Here is a 24,763-nt window from a genome sequence, read left to right on the forward strand (position 1 = left end):
AAAATATTGTTTAAAATTAAGACAATGAACTATGCTTAAAGTACATTGAAAAAAACAAGATGAGCATGGTTTTGCAGCAATTTACCTTTATACAAAATATTCAGGACTGGTCAGATCAATATCCCTGGCTGGAAATGTTGACTTCCTTAAGCCTGTTAATTCTGCTGGCAATCGTTGCCAATTTTATTGCCAAGCAGGTGGTGGTTCGTGGAATTCGCAAGCTTATTTCCAAAATAACTTCAGCCAATCATGAAATTTTTGCCCAGCACAGTGTCATCCGCCGTGTTGCCAACATTGTGCCGGCAGTAGTGATCATGAATGGCATTGTTACGGTTCCGCATCTTTCAGAAAAAGTGATTACTTTTGTTCAGATGGCGGCACAAGCATTTATCTTTCTTACCATTGCTTTGGCTATCAGTGAATTTTTAAGTATTTTCAATCTTGTTTATCAACGTAATCCGAAATCAAAAAACAAGCCGATTAAAGGCTATTTGCAGCTGGTTAAGCTGATTATTTTTATTGTCTGTGGCTTGATGATTTTGGGTATTTTCCTGAAAAAAGATGTCTTTACCTTGCTGGCAGGTTTTGGCGCCATGGCAGCGGTACTCATGCTGATCTTCCAGAACACCATTCTGTCCTTAGTGGCATCGGTACAAATTTCTTCCTATGACATGGTGCGTATTGGTGACTGGATTGAAATGCCCTCACTGAATGCTGATGGCGATGTCATTGATATGTCATTACATACCATTACCGTGCAGAATTTTGACAAGACCTTAACCACTATTCCAACCAATAAACTGGTGACAGACACTTTTAAAAACTGGCGCGGTATGGCGTATGCGGGAGTTCGGCGGATCAAGAGATCAATCTTTATCGATCAAAGCAGTGTGCATTTTATGACCCCGGCCGAACAGCAGAAGCTGAAAGAATTTTTATTGCTGGATCAATATTTAAACAGCAAGCATCATGAGCTGGAAAACTTCAATCAGCAACTCTCGAACCAATCCTCATATAATCAGCGTCGTTTAACCAATTTAGGCACCTTCCGCGCCTATGTCGAGTTTTACTTAAAACAGCATTCCGGCATCGCGCAAAATCAATCGCTGATTATTCGGCAATTACAGCCCACCAGTGAAGGCTTGCCACTGGAAATCTATGCTTTTGCAAATACCACGGTATGGAAGGATTATGAAGCGATACAATCCGATATCTTTGATCATTTGATTGCCATTATTCCTGAATTTGGCTTGAAAGTTTATCAGGCGCCATCCGGTGCTGATTTCAGGCAATATACGGCAAGCTCAGCAGATCAAGGAAAATCCAGTGATCCTGAAGTTTAGGCTTTTAAAAGTCATGCTATAAGGTGCCATATTTAAAGCAGGGTAATTTAAAGCATCGTACTGTTCCTGTTAAACTTGAATGATTCAGCTTGAGATAAGGCATCCCGGTTCATGCAATTAATATGGTTTCGACAGGATTTACGCATACAAGATCATGCTGCGCTTTGGCATGCAACTCAATCTGGAAACTGTATTGCCTTGGTGATCCTCTCTCCTGAGCAAGGGCAACGCCATGATGACAGCCCTGCCAAGCAAATTTTTTATTTACGCCAACTGGAAACTCTAAAATCCCAGCTCAATCAACTGAACATCCCGCTGTTCATCAAACCGATTCCTTTATGGGAAGATGTCCCTCATCTAATGCTGCAACTTTGTCAGCAACTCAGCATTAATGCTGTACATGCCAATATCGAAATTGGGGTCAATGAATTAAAGCGTGATGCTCAGACCCAAAAAAATCTGGAAAAACATCAGATCCCACTTGAGCTTTATCATGACCAGACGATTTTTCCCGTCGGTTCGATCTGCAATAAATCTCAACAGCCTTATCAGGTCTTTAGTGCTTTTAAAAAGCGCTGCTATGAACTTCTGAGTATCAGCCTGCCGCAATGTTATCCGACAGTCGCACAGCAGGAAAAAATACAGCTGGACTTTGATTTGGGTCATGCGCTCATCAGCGCATCAACATCTATGCAAAATCCTGCCGCAGATCAGTTACAGCAACTTTGGCCTGTGACCGAGAACTATGCACTGGATCGTTTGGATGACTTTATCGACGCTAAAATAGAACACTATCAACAGGAGCGGGATTTCCCTTATCTCAATTCCACCAGTCAACTGTCCCCTTATTTAAATATCGGTGCAATTTCAATCCGGCAGTGTTTACAGGCTATATTTAGAAAGCAATCAGGCTATTTCCATATCGATAATGTAGGACAGCAAACCTGGCTTGATGAATTGCTGTGGCGAGAATTTTATCAACATATTCTTTATCAATTTTCTGCCGTTTCCAAACATCAACCGTTTAAGGCCAATACTCAGAACCTCTCATGGCGTAGCTGCGAAGAAGATCTGATTGCCTGGCAGCAAGGACAAACCGGTATACCTATTGTAGATGCCGGTATGCGGCAGTTACTGCAAACTGGCTGGATGCATAATCGGGTTCGTATGATTACGGCAATGTTTTTGACCAAGAACCTGCTGATTGACTGGCGTCTGGGTGAAAAATGGTTTATGCAGCATTTAATTGATGGTAACTTGGCAGCCAATAATGGGGGCTGGCAATGGTGTGCTTCGACGGGAACAGATTCGGTGCCCTATTTTCGAATTTTCAACCCGGTGAATCAATCGCAAAAATTTGATAAAAATGGAGATTATATCCGCACCTGGGTACCTGAATTGGCACATCTGGATGCAAAAAAAATACATGAGCCTTATGCTTTTGAACATGCTCAGGCATTACATTACCCACGCCCCATTGTGGATTTAAAGTTATCTCGCAACCGTGCCATAGAGGCATTTAAGGCAATATAACTTAAATATTGAGTTCCCTTCCCAAACAGGCTTAAGTCGAAAGTCCCTGAAATCTAGCCAGTTTTTGACTTAGCCATTTCATCTAAAGGTTACTTTAAGATGACCAAACAAAACCAAAATCGGTGGTTTAGCTATTAGATCTCTTTCATAAATCAAAAAATGTTCAATATTAGATTTCTTAAATCAGCACGGCCTCATTTGATTGATTTAATTTTTTTACCTTTTCGTAGGCAATCTTTCTACTTTTGAAAGGTCAAAAGTAGACAAAAACCTTTTATTTCCCATACACGACATCCTTGTCGTGATGGGAAACATGTGGCATCCATGCCACACTCATGAATCTAATATCGACTAAAATCTATTTTCAATTTTGGCCTTACGAACAATTTTTAGTTTCTAAAATAATTTATGAAAGAAGTCTATTATTATTTTCATTCCAGAATAAAATTGATTTAAACCAATTATTCCATAAATTTAAATCATTTTTCTCTTCGTTAATTTAAAGGAAATCATTATTACTTAGCAATAAAGTGAAATTACATTAATGTTCCAGCTTTAGATTAATTTCAAATATGAGTTATTTTTTTAATTTTTAAAAGCTATACAAATATGTCTTTGTATTTTATTTCTAATATTTTTCCAAAATGAGATCAATATAATGGTTGAGTTTTTCTTTTAAATTTAAAGAATTGTTTTTTTCATGACCTCGAAAATTTTTCCTGTTCCAGGATGAATAAAAGTATTATTTTCATTTAAATTAATCACCTTTTCCGTGATCACAATTTTAGGTAAGGGCAACCAGATCAATCCCTCGGGGTTTAAAATCTTTTCAAAAACCTGCTCTACAATTATTTTAGTGCCACATGCACTTTTCGCACTCACCTCTTTTAGAATCAAAATTTTAGCCATTTTTTTTGCTCTTATTATGGTTAAGCCTAATAAATTAGATCTCTTTCATAAATCAAAAAACGAGCACCTTTTTGATTGATATTTGTACTCTAACTTTCTTAGTATTCGTGCATAATCTGCGGATGAAATACATCGATTCAAAGAAGCTTTCTGAAACACAGTTTAAGCGATATACGGGCATCTCATGGACAACCTTTTATTTAATGGTTGAGCAGGTGCAGAAGCATGTTCCAGCTAAAGGCAGACCACCCAAGTTAAGTGTGGAGGATCAGGTTCTGCTCTGTCTGAGCTATTGGCGGGAATACCGAACTTTATTTCACATTGCTACGAGTTATGGGGTTTCAGAGCCAACAGCCTCAAGAATTGTACGTCATGTTGAAGATTGCCTGATTCAGTCCAATCTGTTTAATTTACCGAAGAATTTGCCCGAAGGCGAAGGCATAGACTGGAATGTGGTGATCGTGGATGCCACAGAAATTCCAATTCAAAGGCCTAAAAAAACAGAAGAAAAGCTATAGTGGCAAGAAAAAGACGCATACCTTTAAAGTACAGGCCATCATTCATTATAAAACTCAGCAAATTCTGAGTTTATGTACTGATCGCGGTACGGTGCATGATTTCGAGCTATTCAAACGCAATTTAAAGCAGATTCCTTCAGGAGCTTTTATCCTTGCAGATAAAGGCTACCAGGGAATTTATGCTGTGTACCCTAATAGCCTATTACCATTAAAAGCCCAAAGAGGCTGTAAACTGGATCCTGAACTCAAAATCTATAATCAGGAAATCAACAAAAGAAGAATCGGGATCGAGCATGTATTTGGTCGCCTGAAGACCTTTAAAATCCTTGCTGAACGTTACCGAAATAGAGGTAAACGACTGGGTTTGAGATTCAGTTTAATCGCTGGAATCTATAACTTGGAGCTGAGTAAAAAATGATTTATGAAAGAGGTCTATTATAGAAGAGCAGCTTTTAAAGGTGTTAAATTTATGTCTATATATGTGTTTAATTATATCTTTAGGTAAATATTTTTAAATTAGCTCCAAAATATTTTTATTTACAGAGCATTTTTACTCATAATTATCAAATAAAATCAACAGTATGATTACATTCAAACCATTCGGTTTTAAAACACCATACATAGTGCAATGATTTAAATAAGTCCTATTCATTCAGGCCTTGAAATAAGATGCTGATCTGATCAGAACCTTATAAAAATAATCTCTTCAATAGCTTTTTTACTAACGATGCAGCTGCTTATAGGCCCAGCTAAGAAATTCATTTTTATTTTTTAAGGAAGGTGCCAGTTGAATATTCACGATATTTCGGCTTCCAAATTTACCAATAATTTTAGAAGGTGAATCTAGTCTTATGCCTTTTTGGTCATCCTCATGAATAACTGAGAAAAAATCCAACATGAGATCAAGTTCCCCTTTGCTTTGAAATTTTGGTCGCTCAGCAATAAAATTATAAACTTGCTGTAACATCTGAAAATTAGCAGTATTTTTCATTTCCAATATTCCAGAAAGTATTTAATTAACTTTAAATATAACTTGAAATTACGAGTAAATTAATTAGACTATTTGTTATTCAATTGTTAATTATTATTTTGTAAAAATAAATATTTATATTCAATCAAATATTTCTCAAAGCTTGATATAAGCTAGTTTTAATTAAAATATATGCTTACATTTTTAATATTAATTTTATGAATTTTTTATATAATAAATAAGCTAACAGAATAATGTTAAAACATAGATTTTTTTAATTCATTGGGGTTTATTCTGATGCTTTTGACAGTTTGCATCGCTAGATAGAAACGAATAATTTTCTCCCTGATACTTTACAAAGCCTTCTAGCACCAGACATAGACTGTATGGATGAATTTACACTTTATTCTTTGTTGTTTGACATCAATAGCTTCAGCTATCGAGTTGTATGTTTTACTGAATGAAACAAGTTTTTAGATATCACTTTGATTATTATTTATAATATTAGAGTTCCAATAAAATTAAGCCTAATTGACATTCACTCAAGGAAATTCGCATGCTGCAGTGGTTTGAAAAACTCGTCGATCCTTATCCATCCAAAGGTTTAAACGAACCACTTCCTACCCGCTTTTTCCCTTTTGTCTGGCACGCTGCCCAAGGTGTGCGCCCTTATTTATTGTTGCTGGTACTTTTTACCGCAGCTGCTGCAAGTTTTGAAGCCTTCCTTTATTCCAAAATTGGCGATTTGGTCAACTGGTTAAGCAAGAGTCAACCAGACACTTTTTTGGCTCAACATAGCCAAAATCTTACAATCCTGAGCTGCATTTTACTGGCCAATATTCTATTCGCCAGTTTTCAATCCATTATTAAACATCAGATTTTATATAGCACCTTCCCCATGCGCCTGCGCTGGCGCTTCCATAACCTGCTTTTGCAGCAAAGTCTAGATTTTTTCCATAACGACTTTGCGGGGCGTCTGTCTGCTAAAGTGATGCAAACCTCGCTGGCAGTACGTGAGTTCTGGGTGATCTTGGGCGATATGCTGGCTTATGTGCTGATTTACTTTGTCACCATCAGTTTTGTGTTGGGAGCAATTTCCCCGATGCTGATTTTGCCGCTGCTACTGTGGCTGATACTGTTTATTTGTGCGGCCTGCTTTTTTATTCCACGCTTAAGCCGAATTTCCAGTCAACAGGCCGATGCCCGTGCAGTGATGACCGGTCGCGTTACCGATGCCTATACCAATATTCAAACCGTCAAGCTATTTGCCCATGCTGGCCGTGAAAGCCACTATGCCAAAGAGTCCATGCAAGGCTTCATGGTCACGGTATATAAGCAAATGCGCCTGGGTGTGCAGTATGAAATCAGCATTAATTTGCTCAGTGTGGTTTTATACGTCGGAGTTTTAGGGACCGCGATTTGGCTCTGGATTAACGGTCAAGCCGAACTCGGGATTATTGCCGCAACTACAGCCATGATCTTAAAACTCAACAGTATTGCCGAATTTATGATGTGGCAGTCATCCGCACTGTTTGAAAATGTCGGAACCATTCAAGATGGCATGAAAACCATGGGGCGTCCGATTCACATTCAGGACAAACCTGATGCGCAACCCTTGCAGTTACGGCATGGGGAAATCAAATTTGAAGATGTCAGCTTTGCTTATCAGAATAAAAATGTGATTGATCATTTTAATCTGACCATTAAACCGGGTGAAAAAATTGGTATTGTCGGTCGCTCAGGTGCAGGAAAATCGACGCTGATTCAACTGTTATTGCACTTTTATGATATCAACCAAGGTCGTATTTCGATCGATGGTCAAAATATTCGAGATGTGACCCAGGACAGCCTGCGAAAAAGCATTGCTTTTGTGACTCAGGATACCTCTCTGTTACACCGTACCGTGGCTGAAAACATTAAATATGGTCGCCCCAATGCCACCGATGAAGAGATGTTTGAAGCTGTGCGCAAAGCCAAGGCAGAAGATTTTATTCCACAGCTCACCGACTTGCGCGGAAAATCCGGTTATGAAGCCTATGTCGGTGAACGCGGCGTCAAACTGTCAGGTGGTCAACGCCAGCGTATTGCAATTGCCCGGGTGTTTTTAAAAGATGCGCCTATCCTGATTTTAGATGAAGCCACCAGTGCCTTAGATTCTGAAGTTGAAGCCGCCATTCAATCCAGTCTGGATGACTTGATGGAAGGTAAAACCGTGATTGCCATCGCGCACCGATTATCGACCATTGCCCAAATGGATCGTTTGATTGTACTGGATGAAGGCAGCATTGTAGAACAAGGTACGCATGATGAACTGGTCGCACTGGGCGGTATTTATGCACATTTGTGGCAAAGACAAAGCGGCAGTTTTTTGATAGAACAACAGGCATTGAAGAAAAAGGAATTGCATTAATGCTGTATTTAGAAGATATAAAAGTAGGTGATCGTTTCATTAGCCATGAATATGAAATGACTTTAGAAGAAATTAAACAGTTTGCCCATGCTTATGATCCTCAAGTTTTTCATACCGATGAAACTCAGGCCAAAGCGCATCCTGTTTTTCAGGGCATTGCTGCCAGCGGCTGGCACACCTGTGCAGTCACCATGCGTTTATGGACCGAATGTTTTCCAGTGGCTTATGGCCTGATTGGTTCGGAATCCAGTCTGCGTTGGCCACGCCCGACGCGTCCTGGCGATAAGATTCATGTCGAGGTCGAAATTGTGGCAATTACGCCATCAAAAAGTAAAACCGACCGCGCTATAGTGAGTTATGTGACCCAGGCATTCAATCAGAATCATGATGTGTTACTTATTTCCACCACTAAAATTTTGGTCTTCAAAAAAGACTATCAGCCTGACTAATGTGCAGGCTTTAAAAATATTGTCGAACAATTTTAATAGGATAGTCTTCCAATTCGTGCCAATATGGCAGTTACAAATAGAAAAACGAATGAATGCAATGGATGGCGCATGAAAACGATTTCTCCAAGACAGGATCAAGGAATACCCGGCGTTTATGGCCTGCTGCTATTAGATGTGGTCTCCCGCTGGGGCTACACTGCTGAAGCACTATTTACACCTTTTCACTTAAATAGTGAACAATTGGCAGATCCCAACTTTCGTATTCCGACTCCAGTTGCCAATGAACTGGTCACACATGCGCTACGTTTAACCGGTGAACCGACCCTGGGTTTCCATTTGGGTACCCAAATGCGTATCTCGATTCATGGCTTTATTGGCTATGCCATTATGACGGCGCATGATATTACCGATGCCCTGATCCTGGCCAATCGATTTATTCAGCTACGTCTGCCTTTTTTACAGCTTTATTTTTCCACTTTTGGTGAAAAGGCCACGCTGCAATTGCAATGTGACTTTGACATTGAACCATTACGCACTGAAATCGCCATCGCCCTGACCTTTGGTATTATCACCATGGCCAAAGCCCTGACCGGTTGTGAAGACCTGTCTGGGGAAATTGATTTCGATTTTCCAACACCTGCCGGTTTTGAACGCTATATGGCAAAATTCCCATCGCATCAGTTCCGTTTTGAACAGCCGCACCTGTTAAGCAGTTTTGATAAAAAATATCTGGGTTTAAAGATGGTCAATGCGGACCCGATTGCCAGCCAGATTGCGATTAACCAATGTGAATCGGAACTATCTGCACTGGGTGAACGCCGCCGCTTGGCCATGCGGGTACGTGATATTTTAACCAAATCGGAGCAGCATTATTTAAGCATCGAAAATGTTGCAGACCGGCTACATATGTCGGATCGCACCTTAAAACGTCAACTGGCAGCTGAAGGCACATCCTTTTCCACTTTGGTGGATGAAGTACGCTATCGTCATGCCACTTCCCTGTTGTCACGCACCGATTACACTCTGGAGCAGATTGCCGATGAAATTGGCTATAGCGATGTCGCCAATTTCAGCCGTGCATTTAAACGCTGGAGTGGACGTAGTCCAAGCAATTGGCGTAAAGATCCTTATTTATAAACTTTTGTTTTTATCAAAAAACATGTATAAAACATGGCAAAAATGATTTGAATATTTTAAAGGAGTCATCCATGAATCACCCTTCAGAATTAAAGTACGCCACTACTCACGAATGGGTCAAAGTTGAAGGTGATCTGGTTATTACTGGTATTTCCGACCATGCACAGGATGCTTTAGGCGACTTGGTCTATGTTGAAGCGCCAGAAGTGGGTCAGCAAATCACTGCCGGTGAACAGGCGGGTGTAGTCGAGTCGGTTAAAACTGCATCTGATATTCATGCTCCTGTTTCAGGTGAAGTGGTTGAAGTGAACTCGGCACTTGAAGATGATCCTGATTTTGTCAATGATGACCCTTATGGCAAGGGCTGGATTTATAAAATCAAGCCAAACAATATGGCAGATGTAGAAAAGTTACTTTCAAGCAGTGAATACGAAGCAGGTTTGTAAGACTGTTTTTCTATAAACTGGTTGTCGACAAACCAGCAGTGACAGACTAATGATTCTAACTATAATTAAAAAAGCATGCTTTTAAACATGCTTTTTTAATTCATGACTCAGCAGCCTTATTCAGGAGCAGCTCCTTCTGTTTTTTCTTGACTTGCTTCTTGCACCATACTGAATCCACTCATTTCAGCTGGACTGGCAGTATTTTGCCGGGTACTTTTTAATTTAATCTGCAAACGTAATTCATTCATGGAATCGGCATTACGCAAGGCTTCCTCATAACTGATCGAACCTTCATTATATAAATCATATAAAGCCTGATCGAAAGTTTGCATGCCCAATTCACGGGATTTTTTCATGATTTCTTTTAATTCATGAAACTGACCTTTAAGAATATTATCGCCAATCAATGGAGTATTCAGCAAAATTTCAATGGCTGCACGACGCCCCCGTCCATCCTCGGTACGTACCAAACGCTGCGAAATAATAGCTTTCATGTTGGAAGATAAGTCCATCAACAATTGATTACGACGTTCTTCCGGGAAAAAGTTAATGATTCGATCCAGCGCCTGATTGGCATTATTGGCATGCAAGGTACCCAAACATAAATGCCCGGTTTCGGCAAAGGCAATGGCATGTTCCATGGTTTCGGTATCACGGATTTCACCAATTAAAATCACATCTGGTGCCTGACGTAAGGTGTTTTTCAACGCATTGTGCCATGAATGACTATCCACCCCAACTTCACGATGGGTGATCATCGATTTCTTATGCTTATGTACATATTCAACCGGATCTTCCACCGTAATAATATGCCCGGCAGAATTTTCATTACGATGATCAATCATGGCGGCCAAAGATGTCGATTTACCCGAGCCGGTAGCACCGACCACAAGTACCAGACCACGTTTTGCCATCATTACATGCTTTAAGGATTCAGGCAGCTTTAACTGGTCAAAATTTGGAATTTCTGCGGTAATGGTTCGGATCACCATCCCCACCTGTAACTGCTGCTGAAAAACATTGATACGAAAACGCGAAACATTGGGAACGCTAATGGCAAAATTACATTCCAGCTCAGTTTCAAATTCCTGCCGCTGTTTCTCATTCATTAAACTATAGGCAAACAGCTTGGTCTTGTCGGCAGTCAATGTCTGTTGACCAATAGGTTTCATTAAACCCTGATGTTTAATACTCGGTGGAAAATCTGCTGAAATAAATAAATCCGAGCCACCATATTCCACGACCTTGGTCAGCATATGGAACATCATTTTACGTGCTTCTTCCAGTAATTCTGTACTATACATATCTTCCCCGATGAGAATTGTTTCTATGATGCACGCATACTGAAATTGGTTTAATTTATTTAAATGCTTATCTCAGTCGTGAAGAAACAATTCATGTTTTATTGATTACTATTTTTCCCTATTGTGCATAAACATAGTAAAGTACTCAACTTTGTTATTTTTAACTGGTTAAAAGTATGAATAAAAATTGTAAACCACATCAATGAATGACTGATTTAAAATTAACCAGATAACACAACTATGTCTTTAAATAGAAAAAAGCCCCTAAAGTTCAGGGGCTTTATCGTAACGTTATGTATAAATCTTTGATGGTCTATGACTTTTTCTTAGAAAATCAGGCACTACGTTTTAATCGAGATACACGCAGTGAATCTGCCGCCTCCAGCAAAATTTGCTGGGTTTTGTCCCAACCTAAACAACCATCTGTCACAGATTGGCCATAAGTCATCTCACAAGAAATCTTTTGCTGGCCATCAACCAGATGACTTTCCAGCATTACCCCACGCACATTGGTTTGCAAGCGTTCTGCCACGATCTGTTGCAGTACTTCAGGTTGCAGCATTGGATTTTTCGAGCTGTTGCCATGACTGCAATCAATCACCAGAGCCGGCAATTCAGCCGCATGCTTGGCTTTGATTTTTTCAATTTCTGACAACTGATAGTTCGGGCCGCTATTTGAGCCACGCAGAATCAGATGCGCTTTCAGATTGCCCTGCGATTCTAAAATACATGGTAATCCCGATTGGCCCAGACCCAGGAATTGATGGGGATGCGATGCAGATTGAATGGCATCTAGAGCAATTTGAATCGAGCCATCGGTACCATTTTTGAAACCAATGCTGTATGGCATATGGCTTGAAATTTCACGGTGAATCTGGGATTCACTGGTACGTGCACCAATAGCACCCCATGCCAGTAAATCGTCGAAATATGCTGTCGCCATTGGGCTTAAAATTTCCGATGCTATCGGCAAGCCCATTTCAATAATTTGTAAATATAACTCACGTGATTTTTCCAGGCCCAATTGCATATTGGATGAACCATCCAGATTTGGGTCATAAAGGAAGCCTTTCCAGCCAATGGTGGTACGTGGTTTTTCAATATAGGCACGCATGACCAGGAAAATTTGATCTGCGATTTGGCTTTGTAATTGTTGTAATTTCTGTGCATATTCAAGTGCAGCAACGGGATCATGAATCGAACATGGGCCGGTCACGGCCATAAAACGATTGTCTTTGCCTGCCAAGATATTTTCAATGGTTTGACGCTGATCGGTAATTTGTTGCGCCAGCTTGTTCGATAAAGGCAATTGTGCCTTTAATTGATGAGGCAAAGTTAAAATGGTTTCTTTTGCAGTTGTTTGAGTTTGTTGTAAAGCAGTATTCAAAGCATTCATTGGTCTTTCCTGGGGACTGTTTTAGTCCAATCTTTTATTTGAGCGTTATGGGTCTAATGGATTGCGTGTGCAGAGTCATCAATTGACTAAAGTAAGACCAATAAAAGTTGCTAAAGTATGAATAATTTAATGTTTGCATGAGTAAACTCCAAAAAGTGTAAGAAAAATAAGATATAAAAAAACCTGATCAGGTTTGCCGATCAGGTTATAAACTGGGTGGGCAACCTTTTCTTGCCCGAACGCGTTCAGGCAATTATCTAAATTGCCAAAAATAATAAGTTGCGTTTGAGATGACTGGTTGCTTTAACATCTTTATTTCTTCAAAAAAGTATGTGTCTTGAAATTAAAATACGCTGTATTGCCTTATTTGACAATAGTTTTATTTAAAATAAAACTACATCAATCATTAAACTTTTACTTATCATTTGCGTATAAAAAAGCCAATGAGATAAAATTTAAACTATTTATAATCATTTAGATAGCTTACATATTCTTGTTTATATTGAGTTCTACACGTCAGATCTCAACAAAAATTCCAATCACCGATTCCGCTCTACTTTATCGACAGACCTAGACTGTATTTTTAAAATTATGCTCTGCCCCATTTCCAGGCCTGAATTCAGCCAGACGATTATTTTATAATATGAAAAAAGAAGCCCAGCTATTGCAATAAACAGCTAAAATGCCCGTTATACCGAAGGCTTGATTTGTTCTACCCCCTATAACGAAGGATGTATTCATGTTCCAACATGTTGATGCGTATGCAGGTGATCCGATTCTTTCTTTGATGGAAGAATTTGCTAAAGATGAACGGACTCAAAAAGTTAATCTAAGCATCGGGCTTTATTATAATGAGGACAATATTGTGCCTCAACTTGAGGCCATCAAAGCAGCATATAAGAATATTGAAGCGAGCAATGATCAGGTCAAGCTGTATTTGCCGATGGATGGTTTAAAACCTTATAATCAGGCCACTCAAGCCTTGGTGCTGGGCGAAAACAGTCCAGCACGCCGTGATGGTCGTGCAGTCACCATCCAGACTTTAGGCGGTTCTGGTGCACTGAAAGTGGGTGCCGATTTTCTGAAAAAATATTTTCCTGAATCTGATGTCTGGGTCAGTCAGCCAACCTGGGAAAACCACATTGCCATCTTTAATGGTGCCGGCATTCACTCACATTTTTATCCTTATTTTGATGCTGCAACCAATGGTGTCAATGTACCAGCGATGCTGGAAAAATTAAGTCAGTTACCTGCTAAAAGCATTGTGTTATTACACCCTTGTTGCCACAACCCGACGGGTGCTGACCTGACTCCTGCTGAATGGGATCAGGTGATTGCAGTATTGAAAAAGCAGGATCTGATTCCATTCCTGGATATTGCCTATCAAGGCTTTGGTCAAGGACTAGAAGAAGATGCCTATGCTATTCGCGCACTGGATCAGGCCGGCATGAATTTTATTGTCAGTAATTCATTCTCTAAAATTTTCTCGCTCTATGGTGAGCGTGTGGGTGGCTTAACTTTTGTTTGTGATGATTCAGCCACTGCACAAAAAGTATTGGGCCAGCTAAAAGCCACTGTACGCCGCAACTATTCAAGTCCGGCAACTACCGGAGCATTGTTAGTGAATAATGTCTTGCAAGATGAACAGCTGACGGCATCATGGAAAGCTGAACTGCAAGAAATGCGCGAACGCATTATTAAAATGCGTCAAATTTTAAAAGACAAACTCAGCCAAACTTTACCAGAGCGTGACTTTAGTTATCTGGTTAAACAGCAAGGCATGTTTAGCTATACCGGTCTAACGGCTGAACAGGTTGATATTCTAAAAGATCAATATGGAATTTATCTGGTGCGTAGTGGACGTATGTGTGCAGCAGGCTTAAATTTAAGCAATATCGATTATGTGGCTGAATCCATTGCAGCAGTAATCAAGGCTACTGCTTAAATTGGACTAATACTTCTATTAGGCTGATATAAAAAAACGGGCAATCTGCCCGTTTTTTATTTCGTTTTTATTTGAGAATGTTTAGTCTTCAAAATGGATCACGGTACGAATAGATTTACCGTCATGCATTAACTCAAAGGCTTCGTTAATTTTTTCCAGTCCCATGGTATGGGTCACAAATGGTTCAAGCTGGATATCTCCCTTCATGGCTTCTTCCACCATACCCGGCAATTGTGAACGGCCTTTAACGCCACCAAAAGCGGTGCCTTTCCAAGTACGGCCAGTCACCAGCTGGAATGGACGGGTTGAAATTTCCTGACCTGCACCGGCTACACCAATAATGATGGATTGTCCCCAACCACGGTGAGCACATTCCAGTGCAGAACGCATCACGTTGGTATTGCCAATACATTCAAAAGAATGGTCTACGCCCCAGCCGGTTTTTTCAACAATCACTTCCTGAATCGGTTTGTCATAATCTTTAGGATTCAAGAAATCTGTTGCACCAAACTCTTCAGCCAGTTTGAATTTATCCGGATTCATATCGACCACAATAATCCGACCTGCCTTGGCTTGACGGGCACCTTGAACCACCGCCAGACCAATCCCGCCCAGACCAAATACGGCTACTGTATCACCTTCCTGAACTTTGGCCGTATTTTTCACCGCACCCAAACCAGTAGTTACGCCACAACCGAGCAAGCAGACATGTTCATGATTCGCCTCAGGATTAATTTTCGCCAAGGATACTTCAGCCACTACGGTATATTCACTGAAAGTTGAGCAGCCCATATAGTGGTAAATCGGCTGACCATTATAAGAAAAACGTGTGGTGCCATCTGGCATCAAACCCTTACCTTGCGTTGCACGAACCGCTACACACAGGTTGGTTTTACCCGATTTACAAAACAGGCATTCACCACATTCTGCTGTATACAGTGGAATAACGTGATCACCCGGTTTTACGCTGGTTACGCCTTCACCAACTTCAACCACAACACCAGCGCCTTCATGGCCCAGCACAGCAGGAAATACACCTTCAGGATCATCACCCGACAAAGTAAAAGCATCGGTATGACATACACCGGTATGGCTAATTTTGACCAAAACTTCACCTGCTTTGGGGGGTGCTACATCAATTTCAACAATTTCGAGGGGTTGACCTGGACCAAATGCGACTGCAGCACGTGATTTCATGAATAATTTATCCTTTTTGGGTTCTTTAACAGATGAGCTACAGTAACCTCTTTTTATTGTCCGATTCAACCTATAACATGATGATAATATGTACTTATAACTTTATGACTTCATAACAATTATGCAGATTAGACCATCCATGCATGCTGTCATGTTTGCTGTTACAATTTTTACAATGATGGGGTGCGGTTTGCCGATGAATGAATCAAAAAAGCAGCTTCCCATTCAGGTTCATGCCGAACACTGGTTAAACGGTTCCAATGCAGATACACAAATTACTCAAGGCCTCACCGCCTATCTGGCTTTAGATGATGCCTTTATCAGTATAGCCTCAAGGCTGCATCTGATTAATAAAGCACAATATAATATCGATTTGCAGTATTACATCTGGGAAGATGACTCGATTGGTCACCTGATGCTGGCTGAATTGTTCAAAGCCGCAGATCGTGGGGTAAAAATCCGTTTATTGATTGATGACCAGAACGGTTCCCAACTTGATGCAACCTTAAAGCAACTGGCCCAGCATCCTAATTTTGAAATTAAAATTTTTAATCCTTACACATTTAGATTGAGACAGTTGCGTCTGTTTGATTATGTTTTTCGTTTTAACCAGATCAATCACCGGATGCACAACAAGCTGATTATTGCCGATGGTGCCATAGCGGTGACAGGTGGACGCAACATCAGCCGTGAATACTTCGAAGCCAGTGAAAATTTCCAGTTTACCGATATGGATATCCTATTTTATGGCACTGCCGCTCAACATGCCAATAAAGTCTTTCAAGACTTTTGGAATGATGATTTGAGTTATTCGGTACCTCAGCTGCTGGGTAAAAGTCGACCCGAACAGCTTGCCAAATTACGTAAATATTATGAACTGACTGCCTTACAAAAAGACCAGTTAAAAAGGCGGATTGAACTGGCTGAAAAACAGATCAATGAACATTTAGAAGATCGTCCGATTAACTGGGCAAAAGCGCATTTTGTTGCCGACTCTCCTGATAAAATTCGTGGTCAGGCATCCAGAAATCAGCTGATTTACCGTCAGATCTTCCAGATTATGGGAGAACCGAAACAGCATATGGAACTGGTCTCCGCCTATTTTGTACCGACTCGCAAGGGCACGGATTATTTAACCGGTTTAGTCAAAAATGGCGCCAATGTTCGGGTACTCACCAATTCATTTTTAGCCAATGACGTTCCCTTGGTGCATGCCTTTTATCGACAGTATCGGTATGATTTACTGAAAAATGGGGTAAAACTCTATGAATTTAAGCCCTATATAGAGCGTACTAAACGCACATGGTATGAAGTGGTCACAGGTAATGTCATTCCGGCCAAAGGTAAAAATGCATCCAGCCTACATGCCAAATTCTTTGATATTGATGGCATGGTGTTTATTGGTTCCTTTAATTTTGACCCACGTTCCGCCAACTTAAACAGCGAAGTCGGATTGGTGGTCGAATCCGATACCTTACAAAAACAAATTTCGGACTCATTAGATAAATATTTACCGCAAATCGCCTATGAATTGAAACTTAATTCACAAGGTGAAGTCATCTGGATAGAGCATCATAAAGATGGTTCAAACACTGAATATCCCCATGATCCAGAATCGACACGATTCGAGCGTTTTGCCATGAAAGTTGTGTCTTATTTCCCGATTGAATGGATTATGTAATGACAAGTGAATGACATTCAAATATACATAAGTCCTTTATCTCCAAGGGAATTGCAATTTCTTTTTGTTGCAAACAGTCTAAATGTTCTTGTTTCGACATATACAGTTCAGAATTACTCATGGCATTTTCAGCAAACAGATGATCACAGACTAGGTAGCTTGCACCCGTTCGCAGTAAGCTGCTTTTGACGGTTTTATGAAAATCGGTGGCATAAGCTTTATGGGGTAATTCATGCAGCGCTTGATGGATGATCATTACCTCATATTGTTTTAGTCGATCTGTCCAATCCGGCTGTTTAGGCTCTCCAAGGATATAATCAACCCTGTTCAATTCACTGATAATTAACTTACTTTTTGATAGCTTATGTATGGCTGCTGAAAAATCGAAAGTGCTATAGTGACTTGCTGGACAACGTTCCAGCAAATGTTTAACCAAATATCCCGGCTCTGCACCAATTTCAAGAATCTCTACGGCATTTTGCTGCTGAATCAGTTCTGCATAACAATTAAAAAAATCGTATCACCAAGGTCTTTTCAGATTGACGTCTCTGTCCCACTGCTATGCCTGTTCTGGATTTTCAGGTCTATCGGGCTTGCCACTTATTTTGATGAACATTTGCGACCAACTTATTTATAGGAAATTGAAGCGTATTTATACAAAATTTCGATCAATCTATGCAAAGGTTTTACTCAGTCCACGCTTTGCTTTAACATTCCAGTTTTCGGGTATTTAGCCCATTTATCTCCTGTCGTGATTTTCCCGCAATGCAATTTTTTGATTTAAGCCGTTAATTTAAGTGATATTTTAACGCCACATAAAACCCTTGAAGATTTAGGCGCTCAAGACTGGTTTTTGTCTAAAGTCCGGGTTGAGCACGATTGTCTGTCAGACTCGGAAATCGTTGAAGGTCAGGCGGTATTAAAATCCAATCAAAATATCCACCTTGAACTGGAATGGCTAATTCAGGATACCGGCTTCGAGCTTCAGGTGCTGTTTAAAGGCATTGAAACAGCCGCAAGTGAAGAAACCCTGGTCATGATCAAAGGTGCAAAACTGATTGATGCCAATCAACAGCTGATTTCAGCACACGCCTTAAGCCTGTGGATTGATGGAACCCTGCTGCCGATGTTGCCCAATATCCGCAAAGAGATTAAATCCCGTTTAAATTTATGGGATTATGTGGAATATGATGGTTAAACCTTAGCCTATTCAGGCATATTTAACTTTTATTATGGGATATTATGGGAATCGTTTTTCATTAAACGAAGACCATTTCTATCTTTCTTACATATAAAACTGATTTTTCTGCCTGCCTATAGGTCTATTTCAGTCAATTATTAAATGGATAAATCTGCTAGATTAAAGTTGAATTCATAACAAAAAACAACTGCAATGCTTATAACCCAACAATGGCAACATATTCGTAAAGTTGTCAATGACGCTCAAAAAGCTGCAATGCACTGCTCTATTGCTACGGTAGATAGCAACTTGCAGCCTACTGTTAGTCCTATCGAGACTCTATTTCTTAAAGAAAATCCAAGTGGGTTTTTCTTTGACACCTATACAGAATCGTTGCAACAGAATCTGCCACAAAATAGTAAAGCCTGCATTCAGGCAGTCAACAGTAGCCGCTTATTCTGGTTGAAAGCCTTATTGAAAGGTGAGTTTAGTGATTATCCTGGCGTGCGGCTGTATGTAGAAATTGGCGATCTTCGTCTTGCTAATGCCGAAGAACTAACCCAGATTTCACGACGCATTCAAAGCCTAAAATGGACGAAAGGCAGCCATACCCATGTACGGGGTTTTCAGGTGCACGATTTTAAATGGGTGAAATATCCCAAGATGATGCCTTTTGATCAATAAAATCTTTAATTTTTTTATTCCCAAAACTTACTTATAGTAAGCCTATTTCATTAAATAACTGAGCATAGGCTTCCGCTTTTTTTTCAATTGCCAAGGGATAAGCACGTGATGAAGATGGCATCCGATATAAAGTCAGCTCACGTTCAATAAAACAGGTCGTTGAAGGATGTCCAATAAGTGGTTTTTCAGTGCCTGCAGGCATGGAGAGCATCAGAGTATCGGTGGCTTTATCCCCTGTGGTCATAATGCTGTGGCATTCAGGAATCTGCTGTAGAAGCTTACTTAAATCGGTTGCTTGAGCAATGTGCAGAAATTTATCCGAAGCATTGCCTCTTAAACGAATAATTTGATATGCCGTATCAAAAATTGCAATGCCTTTTTCAGCCAAAAAGTCACGGATCAGTTGTTCTTTGAATTTTTTGTTGGCTACCTCTAAAAAGTGTTCTTTATCTTGGAAGAAAACCAAGCCAAAAATTTTCCACATGTCATTTTGATAATTGGGATAATAAAACTCCATTTTCCAGCGAGCTTTAGGCGGAGGAAAGCTGCCCATCATCAGCAATTTGGCATTTGAAGGTAAAAAAGGTTCCAGTGGGTGAGTTTCTATTTCCAGTTCGGTGCTCATAACAGTCCATTTATCGATATTCGGTTTAATTTAAAACATTTGACGGACTTTATCTGCTACCTGTTTGCCCCAAAGTGCATAAATTTCCTTGCTGGGATGAAAGCCATCCGCCGCCATTTCTAAGTTTAAGGTTTTAAAACGCTCCAGATCGTATTCAATCCATTGCATATTGGCTTGCTGCTGTACAAATTTTGCAAGATTTTTATTCATGCCTTTAGCATATTGCCCAAATAACCATGCCAGTGGATTAGGTAAAGCTGGAAACAGGTTCATTGGCGGCACGCCAGATGCAATAACTAATTCAGGCATGAATTTCCGGTTAATTTCTGCATAAAGTTGTTGCTGCTTTTGAATCCAGTCTTTAGGCTGCGTCAGTTTGGTAATGTCGTTCACCCCGACAGAGGTAATCACCACATCAAAGTGTTGAGCCGACATATTCTTTACCGTTTGAATCACTTGTCCGCTGGTATGACCGGTTGTTGCTTCAAGTTGATAACTGATTTCATATCCATCTTGTAACTGGTTCAGCACTGCCCCGAGTAAAGCATCGTCCTGAATTTCAACGCCTACACCTGCTGCTGCAGAATCACCTAAAATCAGGATAGATAATGGTTTCCCATTTCCAACCATTCCCTGACGGCTTCCTTCCGGTTCGGGTAAGCGTAAAGTATTTTTTTTAACAGCATTACCTTGAATAATTAAAGATGGAATCAGGGCGATGGTTGAAATTTTTAACAGCATAAACAATAAAATTCACAATGATATTTGTATCAATATAGGAGTTTATGGGGTGAGACGCATTGACTTAAATTACAATAAGTTTCATCTAATTAAATATTAAATGTGCTGCATCAGGTCAGTAGTTATCTAGGGCTGAGGGTGGTCGATATCTGCTGATGATGTTATTTTTTATCGAGCTTAGTTTTACAATGTTTTTCCCGCGTATAAAAAAGCCCATTGAATGGGCTTTTTAAGATTCTAAAATCAGCCTAATTTATTCACCAGTTTCAGCGGCAAAATTTTCATGGCCAAACCGAGCGGCAACCAAGGCCACTGTGGCACATAAGCTTTAACTGGGGCTTTTTCAATGGCCTTGACCAATAAATGCGAACCGGTTTTTTCATCCACTTCAAAAGGCAGTTTCTTGGCACCTTCATTCAGTTCAGTACGGATATATCCCGGGAAAATGGTGGTGACTTTAATTGGGGTATCAATCAGTTCAGCACGAATGCCTTCTGCCAAATGTGCAACGCCAGCTTTACTTGCCCCATAAGCCGTTAAGTGTTTAGGCATACCACGCATTGCACTCATCGAAGAAATCATCACCAGATGACCTGCATTTTGCGCACGGAAAATTTCCACCGCAGCTTCACATTGTGCCAAAGCTGAAATGAAGTTGGTTTCTACGGTCGCCTTGTTAATTTCAAAATTACCTTTGCCAATACGACGACCTTCACCCACACCCGCATTGACAATAATACGGTCAATCGTGCCAAACTCTGCTTTAAAGGCGCGGAACACTTCAAAGACCTGATCGTAATCGGTCACATCTAAAGTTTTGGCAATGACTTTCACGCCATACTTGCTTTCCAGCTCTTGTTTTAAAGTTTCCAGACGCTCCAGACGACGCGCACAGATGGCTAGGTTATAACCTTTTTGGGCAAATTCGCGTGCCATACCTGCACCAATCCCTGAACTTGCCCCGGTAATTAAAATTGTTTTCGCCATGTTTTCTTCCTTTGCTATTTTTTTAATCAGATCCATGTCAATAACTTGGAATCTTCCGCTTTAATAAAATGATGTTCATTCAAGCTTAATAATTGAGCTTCATTCCCCACCAAACGCAATGTGGTCATGCTGGTATTGGCAATGGCCCAGTTCAGGGCAAAAGTCCGGTTTGCATTTAGTTCTAACAGTTTTCCGGCAGCCACTGAAATAACGCCACCGGAGGTAAATACCACAGCATAACGGGGTTTGGTTTTGGCCAGTTCATTACATAACTTTTGCAATGCTGTTTCCACCCGGTTTTTAAAATGTGGCCAGGATTCATCATATTCATGATGATAGTCACCACCGGTCCAGCGCTCAATGGCCCCTTCAAAAATTTTCGCCAGATAAGCACGCGGATTTTCTTCTTTGGCCACATCCTGCTTTAACAAGTGTGGTTCATTAAAGCGTGGTTCGTACTTGGCAAAAACTTGCTGGTGATTAAACTCATTCCATGCATTGTCAGTCTGAATTTCAGCTTCGGGAAAACATTCGGCTAAAGCAAGTTGCGCCGTTTGCTGATGGCGTTGCATCGAACCAGCCACCACATAGGGCGTTTCTTTTAGAATCTGATCGAAATATTGGCCCAATAATTTCGCCTGTAATTCCCCATTAGGGGAAAGCTGATCATAGCTTTCCGTTCCAAAAGAAGCCTGTCCGTGACGAATCAGATAGATTGTGGTCATGATGGCATCAGCTCCTTAAATTTGGCGATATATTTTTGCGCAAGTTCATTGGCTTCAAGTTTCTGTAAACCAATCAACTTAAGCGCACGGATATGCAAGGCATGAATCACAATCCAAAAATCCTTAAAAGCTGGATTATTGGTTTGTTTGTGGAAATAACGATAATAGATTTGTTGTGCAATCACGGCTAAACGGAAAATGCCGAACACTTCATAAAAGGTCCAGTTCTCAGGTTGCAAGCCGGTTTTTTCTAAATAATAATCCACGACTTCTTGACGCGTGAACATGCCTTTTAAATTGGTCGGCTGACGACGGGTGGCTTTAAAAATGTGGTTGTCGCTTTCTTCCACCCAATAGGCCAGTGCGCAACCCAAGTCCATTAAAGGATCACCAAGTGTAGCCATTTCCCAGTCCAGCACCCCAATCACTTGAGTCGGATGGTTTGGGTCTAAAATCACATTATCAAAACGCCAATCATTATGAATGACGCAGGTTTTTGAATCGGCAGGGATATTATCTTTCAGCCAGTTACGAACATACTTGAATGAAGGCACATTTAAGGTTTTTGCTTTTTCATAGCGCGCATCCCAGCCTTCAACCTGACGGCGGCAATAGCCCTCACCTTTACCCAATTTTTCCAGTTCTGTACCGACATAAGGTACTTGATGCAGCTCGATCAGTTTGTCGATGACATTAATACACAGTTCGTGAGTCTGGGCTTCATTAAAGTTCAGCTCTTTAGGTAAATTGGCACGTGGAATAATGCCTTCTACGCGTTGCATCACATAGAAGTCACAGCCAATGACGGATTCGTCCTGACACAGCGCCAGCATTTCAGGCAAGACCGGATAGAAAGGGGCCAGATTTTTTTGCACGTTGTATTCACGTGCCATATCATGGGCAGATTTGGCTTTGGTCCCTTTAGGTGGGCGACGTAAAATTAAGTCAGCATTATCGTATTTCAAACGATAAGTCCAGTTGGATGCCCCGCCTGAATATTGCGTAACTTCTACCTGACCTTGTAAATCAATGCCTTGTGCTTTGAGCCAATGTTCAACCGCCATGACATCTAACTCTTCACCTTGACGGACATTTCCACCCACATCAATAACTGACATTCTTATTTCCCTACATCTTCAATTTCAAAAGACTTCTTCGCTTGCTTATTTATAGCTAATTCATTGTTCATAAACAGCAAAATTTTCAGGCAAGTTGTAAGAAGTCTCAACACATATTTCTCTATTTAATCTTTTTACGATTCTTTCTTATGACGTGAGCTATAACCGCGTTTTGCCAGTTCAAGTTTGGCAATCATGCCTTTATGTACTTCATCCGGACCATCGGCCAAACGTAAACTACGTGCCTGAGCAAAGAAACCGGTCAGTGGTGTATCACGTGAAACGCCGGCACCGCCGTGAATTTGCATGGCCATATCCACCACTTTTTCCAGTACACTTGGCGCAACCACTTTAATTGCTGAAATTTCAGTCAGTGCTGCCATATTACCCAAAGTATCCATCTTATAAGCAGCATAAAGTGTAAGTAAACGTGCCTGGTCAATGGCGACCCGTGCTTCTGCAACGCGTTCCAGATTGCCACCCAGTTTTAAGATTTCCTTGCCAAAAGCGGTACGGCTCATACCACGATCAATCATCAGCTCAAGTGATTTTTCCGCCGCGCCGATACAGCGCATGCAATGGTGAATACGGCCCGGCCCTAAACGGCCTTGCGCAATTTCAAAACCCTGGCCTGCACCGCCAATAAAATTGGCTACCGGTACTCGTACATTGTTAAAGCTGATTTCGCCGTGACCATGTGGTGCATCATAGTCTCCGAACACTGGCAGCATGCGTTCAATTTTCACCCCCGCCTTATCAATAGGAACCAAAACCATAGAATGTTGGTGATGACGGTCTTTGCTTGCATCAGGCGTATGGGCCATAAAAATGATGATTTTGGCATTTGGATCGCCTAAACCCGATGACCACCATTTACGGCCATTCAGAACAATTTCGTCTCCCTCAACAACCGCCGTCGCCTGCATATTGGTGGCATCAGAGGATGCCACAGCAGGTTCAGTCATGCAAAACACTGAACGGATTTTTCCTTCAAGCAGTGGCGTTAACCATTGTTGCTTCTGTTGTTCAGAACCATAACGCCATAATACTTCCATATTGCCGCTATCAGGTGCATTACAGTTAAATACGATTGGCGCAATTAAACTACGACCGGAAAGTTCGGCAATATGTGCATATTCCTGAACTGAAAGCCCTTGCCCAAGTTCAGGACAAGGTAAAAACATATTCCAGAGACCTGCTGCCTTGGCCTTATTTTTTAATATTTCAAGTTGAGTCGGCCATTGCCATGTTGTCCAGTCATCCCCTTGATTGAGCTCATGAACATCATTCCAAAACTCGGTTTCAACCGGTTCTATTTCATTTTTTATAAAGGCTTTGGTCCGTTCAATAAAATCCTGTGTGCGTGCTGACAATTCAAACATGGCAACTTCCTTAAAATATTATGTGATCTAATCTTTACAACAACATAACCTGAAAACTATTATGAATAAAATGATTTAATTCA

General features: G+C 40.7%; 23 protein-coding genes and 1 pseudogene. 12 read left to right on the top strand and 12 right to left on the bottom strand.

Annotated features, from left to right (window positions below):
• Positions 1 to 59: 59 nt before the first annotated feature.
• Both B9T29_RS09475 and B9T29_RS09480 read left to right on the top strand, forming a co-directional pair.
• Complete coding sequence (locus B9T29_RS09475) at positions 60 to 1,343, top strand: mechanosensitive ion channel family protein (RefSeq protein WP_416202484.1); 1,284 nt, start codon at positions 60 to 62, stop codon at positions 1,341 to 1,343.
• 111 nt (positions 1,344 to 1,454) lie between these two features.
• Positions 1,455 to 2,876: a cryptochrome/photolyase family protein gene (locus B9T29_RS09480; protein ID WP_086175689.1), complete on the top strand. Its 1,422-nt coding sequence runs from the start codon at positions 1,455 to 1,457 to the stop codon at positions 2,874 to 2,876.
• A 681-nt stretch (positions 2,877 to 3,557) separates the two neighbouring features.
• Here the strand turns inward: B9T29_RS09480 and B9T29_RS09485 are convergent.
• Positions 3,558 to 3,785 (bottom strand): hypothetical protein, encoded by a 228-nt coding sequence (locus tag B9T29_RS09485; protein ID WP_086175690.1) that lies wholly within the window; start codon positions 3,783 to 3,785, stop codon positions 3,558 to 3,560.
• A 122-nt stretch (positions 3,786 to 3,907) separates the two neighbouring features.
• Here B9T29_RS09485 and B9T29_RS09490 point away from each other — a divergent pair, with 122 nt between their 5' ends.
• Both B9T29_RS09490 and B9T29_RS09495 read left to right on the top strand, forming a co-directional pair.
• The gene (locus B9T29_RS09490) at positions 3,908 to 4,303 is read left to right on the top strand and encodes a transposase family protein (RefSeq protein WP_086175691.1); all 396 of its coding nucleotides are present in this window, start codon (positions 3,908 to 3,910) and stop codon (positions 4,301 to 4,303) included.
• Positions 4,251 to 4,721 carry a transposase family protein gene (locus B9T29_RS09495; RefSeq protein WP_086175692.1) on the top strand — a complete coding sequence of 157 codons (471 nt, stop codon included), beginning with the start codon at positions 4,251 to 4,253 and terminating at the stop codon, positions 4,719 to 4,721. Before B9T29_RS09490 ends, B9T29_RS09495 begins: the two co-directional genes overlap by 53 nt.
• 303 nt (positions 4,722 to 5,024) lie before the next feature.
• Here the strand turns inward: B9T29_RS09495 and B9T29_RS09500 are convergent, their stop codons facing one another.
• The gene (locus B9T29_RS09500) at positions 5,025 to 5,294 is read right to left on the bottom strand and encodes a hypothetical protein (protein WP_086175693.1); all 270 of its coding nucleotides are present in this window, start codon (positions 5,292 to 5,294) and stop codon (positions 5,025 to 5,027) included.
• A gap of 535 nt (positions 5,295 to 5,829) precedes the next feature.
• Between B9T29_RS09500 and B9T29_RS09505 the strand changes: the two genes are divergently transcribed.
• The 4 genes from B9T29_RS09505 to gcvH all read left to right on the top strand — a co-directional run bounded on the left by B9T29_RS09505 (position 5,830) and on the right by gcvH (position 9,715).
• On the top strand, positions 5,830 to 7,683 hold the full coding sequence (locus B9T29_RS09505; protein WP_086175694.1) for an ABC transporter ATP-binding protein: 1,854 nt from the start codon (positions 5,830 to 5,832) through the stop codon (positions 7,681 to 7,683).
• Positions 7,683 to 8,132 (top strand): MaoC family dehydratase, encoded by a 450-nt coding sequence (locus B9T29_RS09510; RefSeq protein WP_086175695.1) that lies wholly within the window; start codon positions 7,683 to 7,685, stop codon positions 8,130 to 8,132. Before B9T29_RS09505 ends, B9T29_RS09510 begins: the two co-directional genes overlap by 1 nt.
• A 108-nt stretch (positions 8,133 to 8,240) precedes the next feature.
• On the top strand, positions 8,241 to 9,269 hold the full coding sequence (locus B9T29_RS09515) for a helix-turn-helix transcriptional regulator (protein ID WP_086175696.1): 1,029 nt from the start codon (positions 8,241 to 8,243) through the stop codon (positions 9,267 to 9,269).
• A 71-nt stretch (positions 9,270 to 9,340) separates the two neighbouring features.
• Entirely contained in the window at positions 9,341 to 9,715 is a 375-nt protein-coding gene (gene gcvH / locus B9T29_RS09520) for a glycine cleavage system protein GcvH (RefSeq protein WP_086175697.1), read from the top strand.
• Between the two features lie 116 nt (positions 9,716 to 9,831).
• Here the strand turns inward: gcvH and B9T29_RS09525 are convergent, their stop codons facing one another.
• Both B9T29_RS09525 and B9T29_RS09530 read right to left on the bottom strand, forming a co-directional pair.
• Complete coding sequence (locus tag B9T29_RS09525; RefSeq protein WP_086175698.1) at positions 9,832 to 11,019, bottom strand: PilT/PilU family type 4a pilus ATPase; 1,188 nt, start codon at positions 11,017 to 11,019, stop codon at positions 9,832 to 9,834.
• Between the two features lie 334 nt (positions 11,020 to 11,353).
• The gene (locus B9T29_RS09530) at positions 11,354 to 12,415 is read right to left on the bottom strand and encodes a 3-deoxy-7-phosphoheptulonate synthase (RefSeq protein ID WP_086175699.1); all 1,062 of its coding nucleotides are present in this window, start codon (positions 12,413 to 12,415) and stop codon (positions 11,354 to 11,356) included.
• Positions 12,416 to 13,154: 739 nt separating this feature from the next.
• Here B9T29_RS09530 and B9T29_RS09535 point away from each other — a divergent pair.
• On the top strand, positions 13,155 to 14,360 hold the full coding sequence (locus tag B9T29_RS09535) for an aromatic amino acid transaminase (protein WP_086175700.1): 1,206 nt from the start codon (positions 13,155 to 13,157) through the stop codon (positions 14,358 to 14,360).
• 81 nt (positions 14,361 to 14,441) lie between these two features.
• Here the strand turns inward: B9T29_RS09535 and B9T29_RS09540 are convergent, their stop codons facing one another.
• Entirely contained in the window at positions 14,442 to 15,557 is a 1,116-nt protein-coding gene (locus B9T29_RS09540; protein WP_086175701.1) for an S-(hydroxymethyl)glutathione dehydrogenase/class III alcohol dehydrogenase, read from the bottom strand.
• A gap of 121 nt (positions 15,558 to 15,678) precedes the next feature.
• Between B9T29_RS09540 and B9T29_RS09545 the strand changes: the two genes are divergently transcribed.
• A complete protein-coding gene (locus tag B9T29_RS09545) occupies positions 15,679 to 17,238 on the top strand; it encodes a phospholipase D family protein (protein WP_086175702.1) in 1,560 nt (519 codons plus the stop codon).
• Here B9T29_RS09545 and B9T29_RS09550 read toward each other — a convergent pair.
• On the bottom strand, positions 17,231 to 17,662 hold the full coding sequence (locus B9T29_RS09550) for a hypothetical protein (protein ID WP_322853470.1): 432 nt from the start codon (positions 17,660 to 17,662) through the stop codon (positions 17,231 to 17,233). The genes B9T29_RS09545 and B9T29_RS09550 overlap by 8 nt on opposite strands.
• A 341-nt stretch (positions 17,663 to 18,003) precedes the next feature.
• On the opposite strand from B9T29_RS09550, the pseudogene B9T29_RS09555 reads away from it, so the two are divergent.
• Both B9T29_RS09555 and B9T29_RS09560 read left to right on the top strand, forming a co-directional pair.
• Positions 18,004 to 18,436 (top strand): annotated as a pseudogene (locus B9T29_RS09555) (hypothetical protein).
• A 195-nt stretch (positions 18,437 to 18,631) separates the two neighbouring features.
• Entirely contained in the window at positions 18,632 to 19,102 is a 471-nt protein-coding gene (locus tag B9T29_RS09560) for a pyridoxamine 5'-phosphate oxidase (protein ID WP_086175703.1), read from the top strand.
• Between the two features lie 31 nt (positions 19,103 to 19,133).
• On the opposite strand, the gene B9T29_RS09565 is transcribed toward B9T29_RS09560, so the two are convergent.
• The 6 genes from B9T29_RS09565 to B9T29_RS09590 form a co-directional block, all read right to left on the bottom strand.
• Positions 19,134 to 19,727 (bottom strand): uracil-DNA glycosylase family protein, encoded by a 594-nt coding sequence (locus B9T29_RS09565; RefSeq protein WP_086175704.1) that lies wholly within the window; start codon positions 19,725 to 19,727, stop codon positions 19,134 to 19,136.
• 30 nt (positions 19,728 to 19,757) lie between these two features.
• Complete coding sequence (locus B9T29_RS09570; RefSeq protein WP_086175705.1) at positions 19,758 to 20,468, bottom strand: SGNH/GDSL hydrolase family protein; 711 nt, start codon at positions 20,466 to 20,468, stop codon at positions 19,758 to 19,760.
• A 243-nt stretch (positions 20,469 to 20,711) separates the two neighbouring features.
• Positions 20,712 to 21,455: an SDR family oxidoreductase gene (locus tag B9T29_RS09575; RefSeq protein ID WP_086175761.1), complete on the bottom strand. Its 744-nt coding sequence runs from the start codon at positions 21,453 to 21,455 to the stop codon at positions 20,712 to 20,714.
• 26 nt (positions 21,456 to 21,481) lie between these two features.
• Entirely contained in the window at positions 21,482 to 22,180 is a 699-nt protein-coding gene (locus B9T29_RS09580; protein ID WP_086175706.1) for a histidine phosphatase family protein, read from the bottom strand.
• On the bottom strand, positions 22,177 to 23,298 hold the full coding sequence (locus B9T29_RS09585) for a phosphotransferase family protein (RefSeq protein WP_086175707.1): 1,122 nt from the start codon (positions 23,296 to 23,298) through the stop codon (positions 22,177 to 22,179). The genes B9T29_RS09580 and B9T29_RS09585 overlap by 4 nt, the downstream gene beginning before the upstream one ends.
• Positions 23,299 to 23,432: 134 nt before the next feature.
• Positions 23,433 to 24,680 carry an acyl-CoA dehydrogenase family protein gene (locus tag B9T29_RS09590; RefSeq protein WP_086175708.1) on the bottom strand — a complete coding sequence of 416 codons (1,248 nt, stop codon included), beginning with the start codon at positions 24,678 to 24,680 and terminating at the stop codon, positions 23,433 to 23,435.
• Positions 24,681 to 24,763: the final 83 nt, after the last annotated feature.

The sequence above is a fragment of the Acinetobacter sp. ANC 3903 genome, assembly GCF_002135315.1.
Classification (GTDB): domain Bacteria; phylum Pseudomonadota; class Gammaproteobacteria; order Pseudomonadales; family Moraxellaceae; genus Acinetobacter.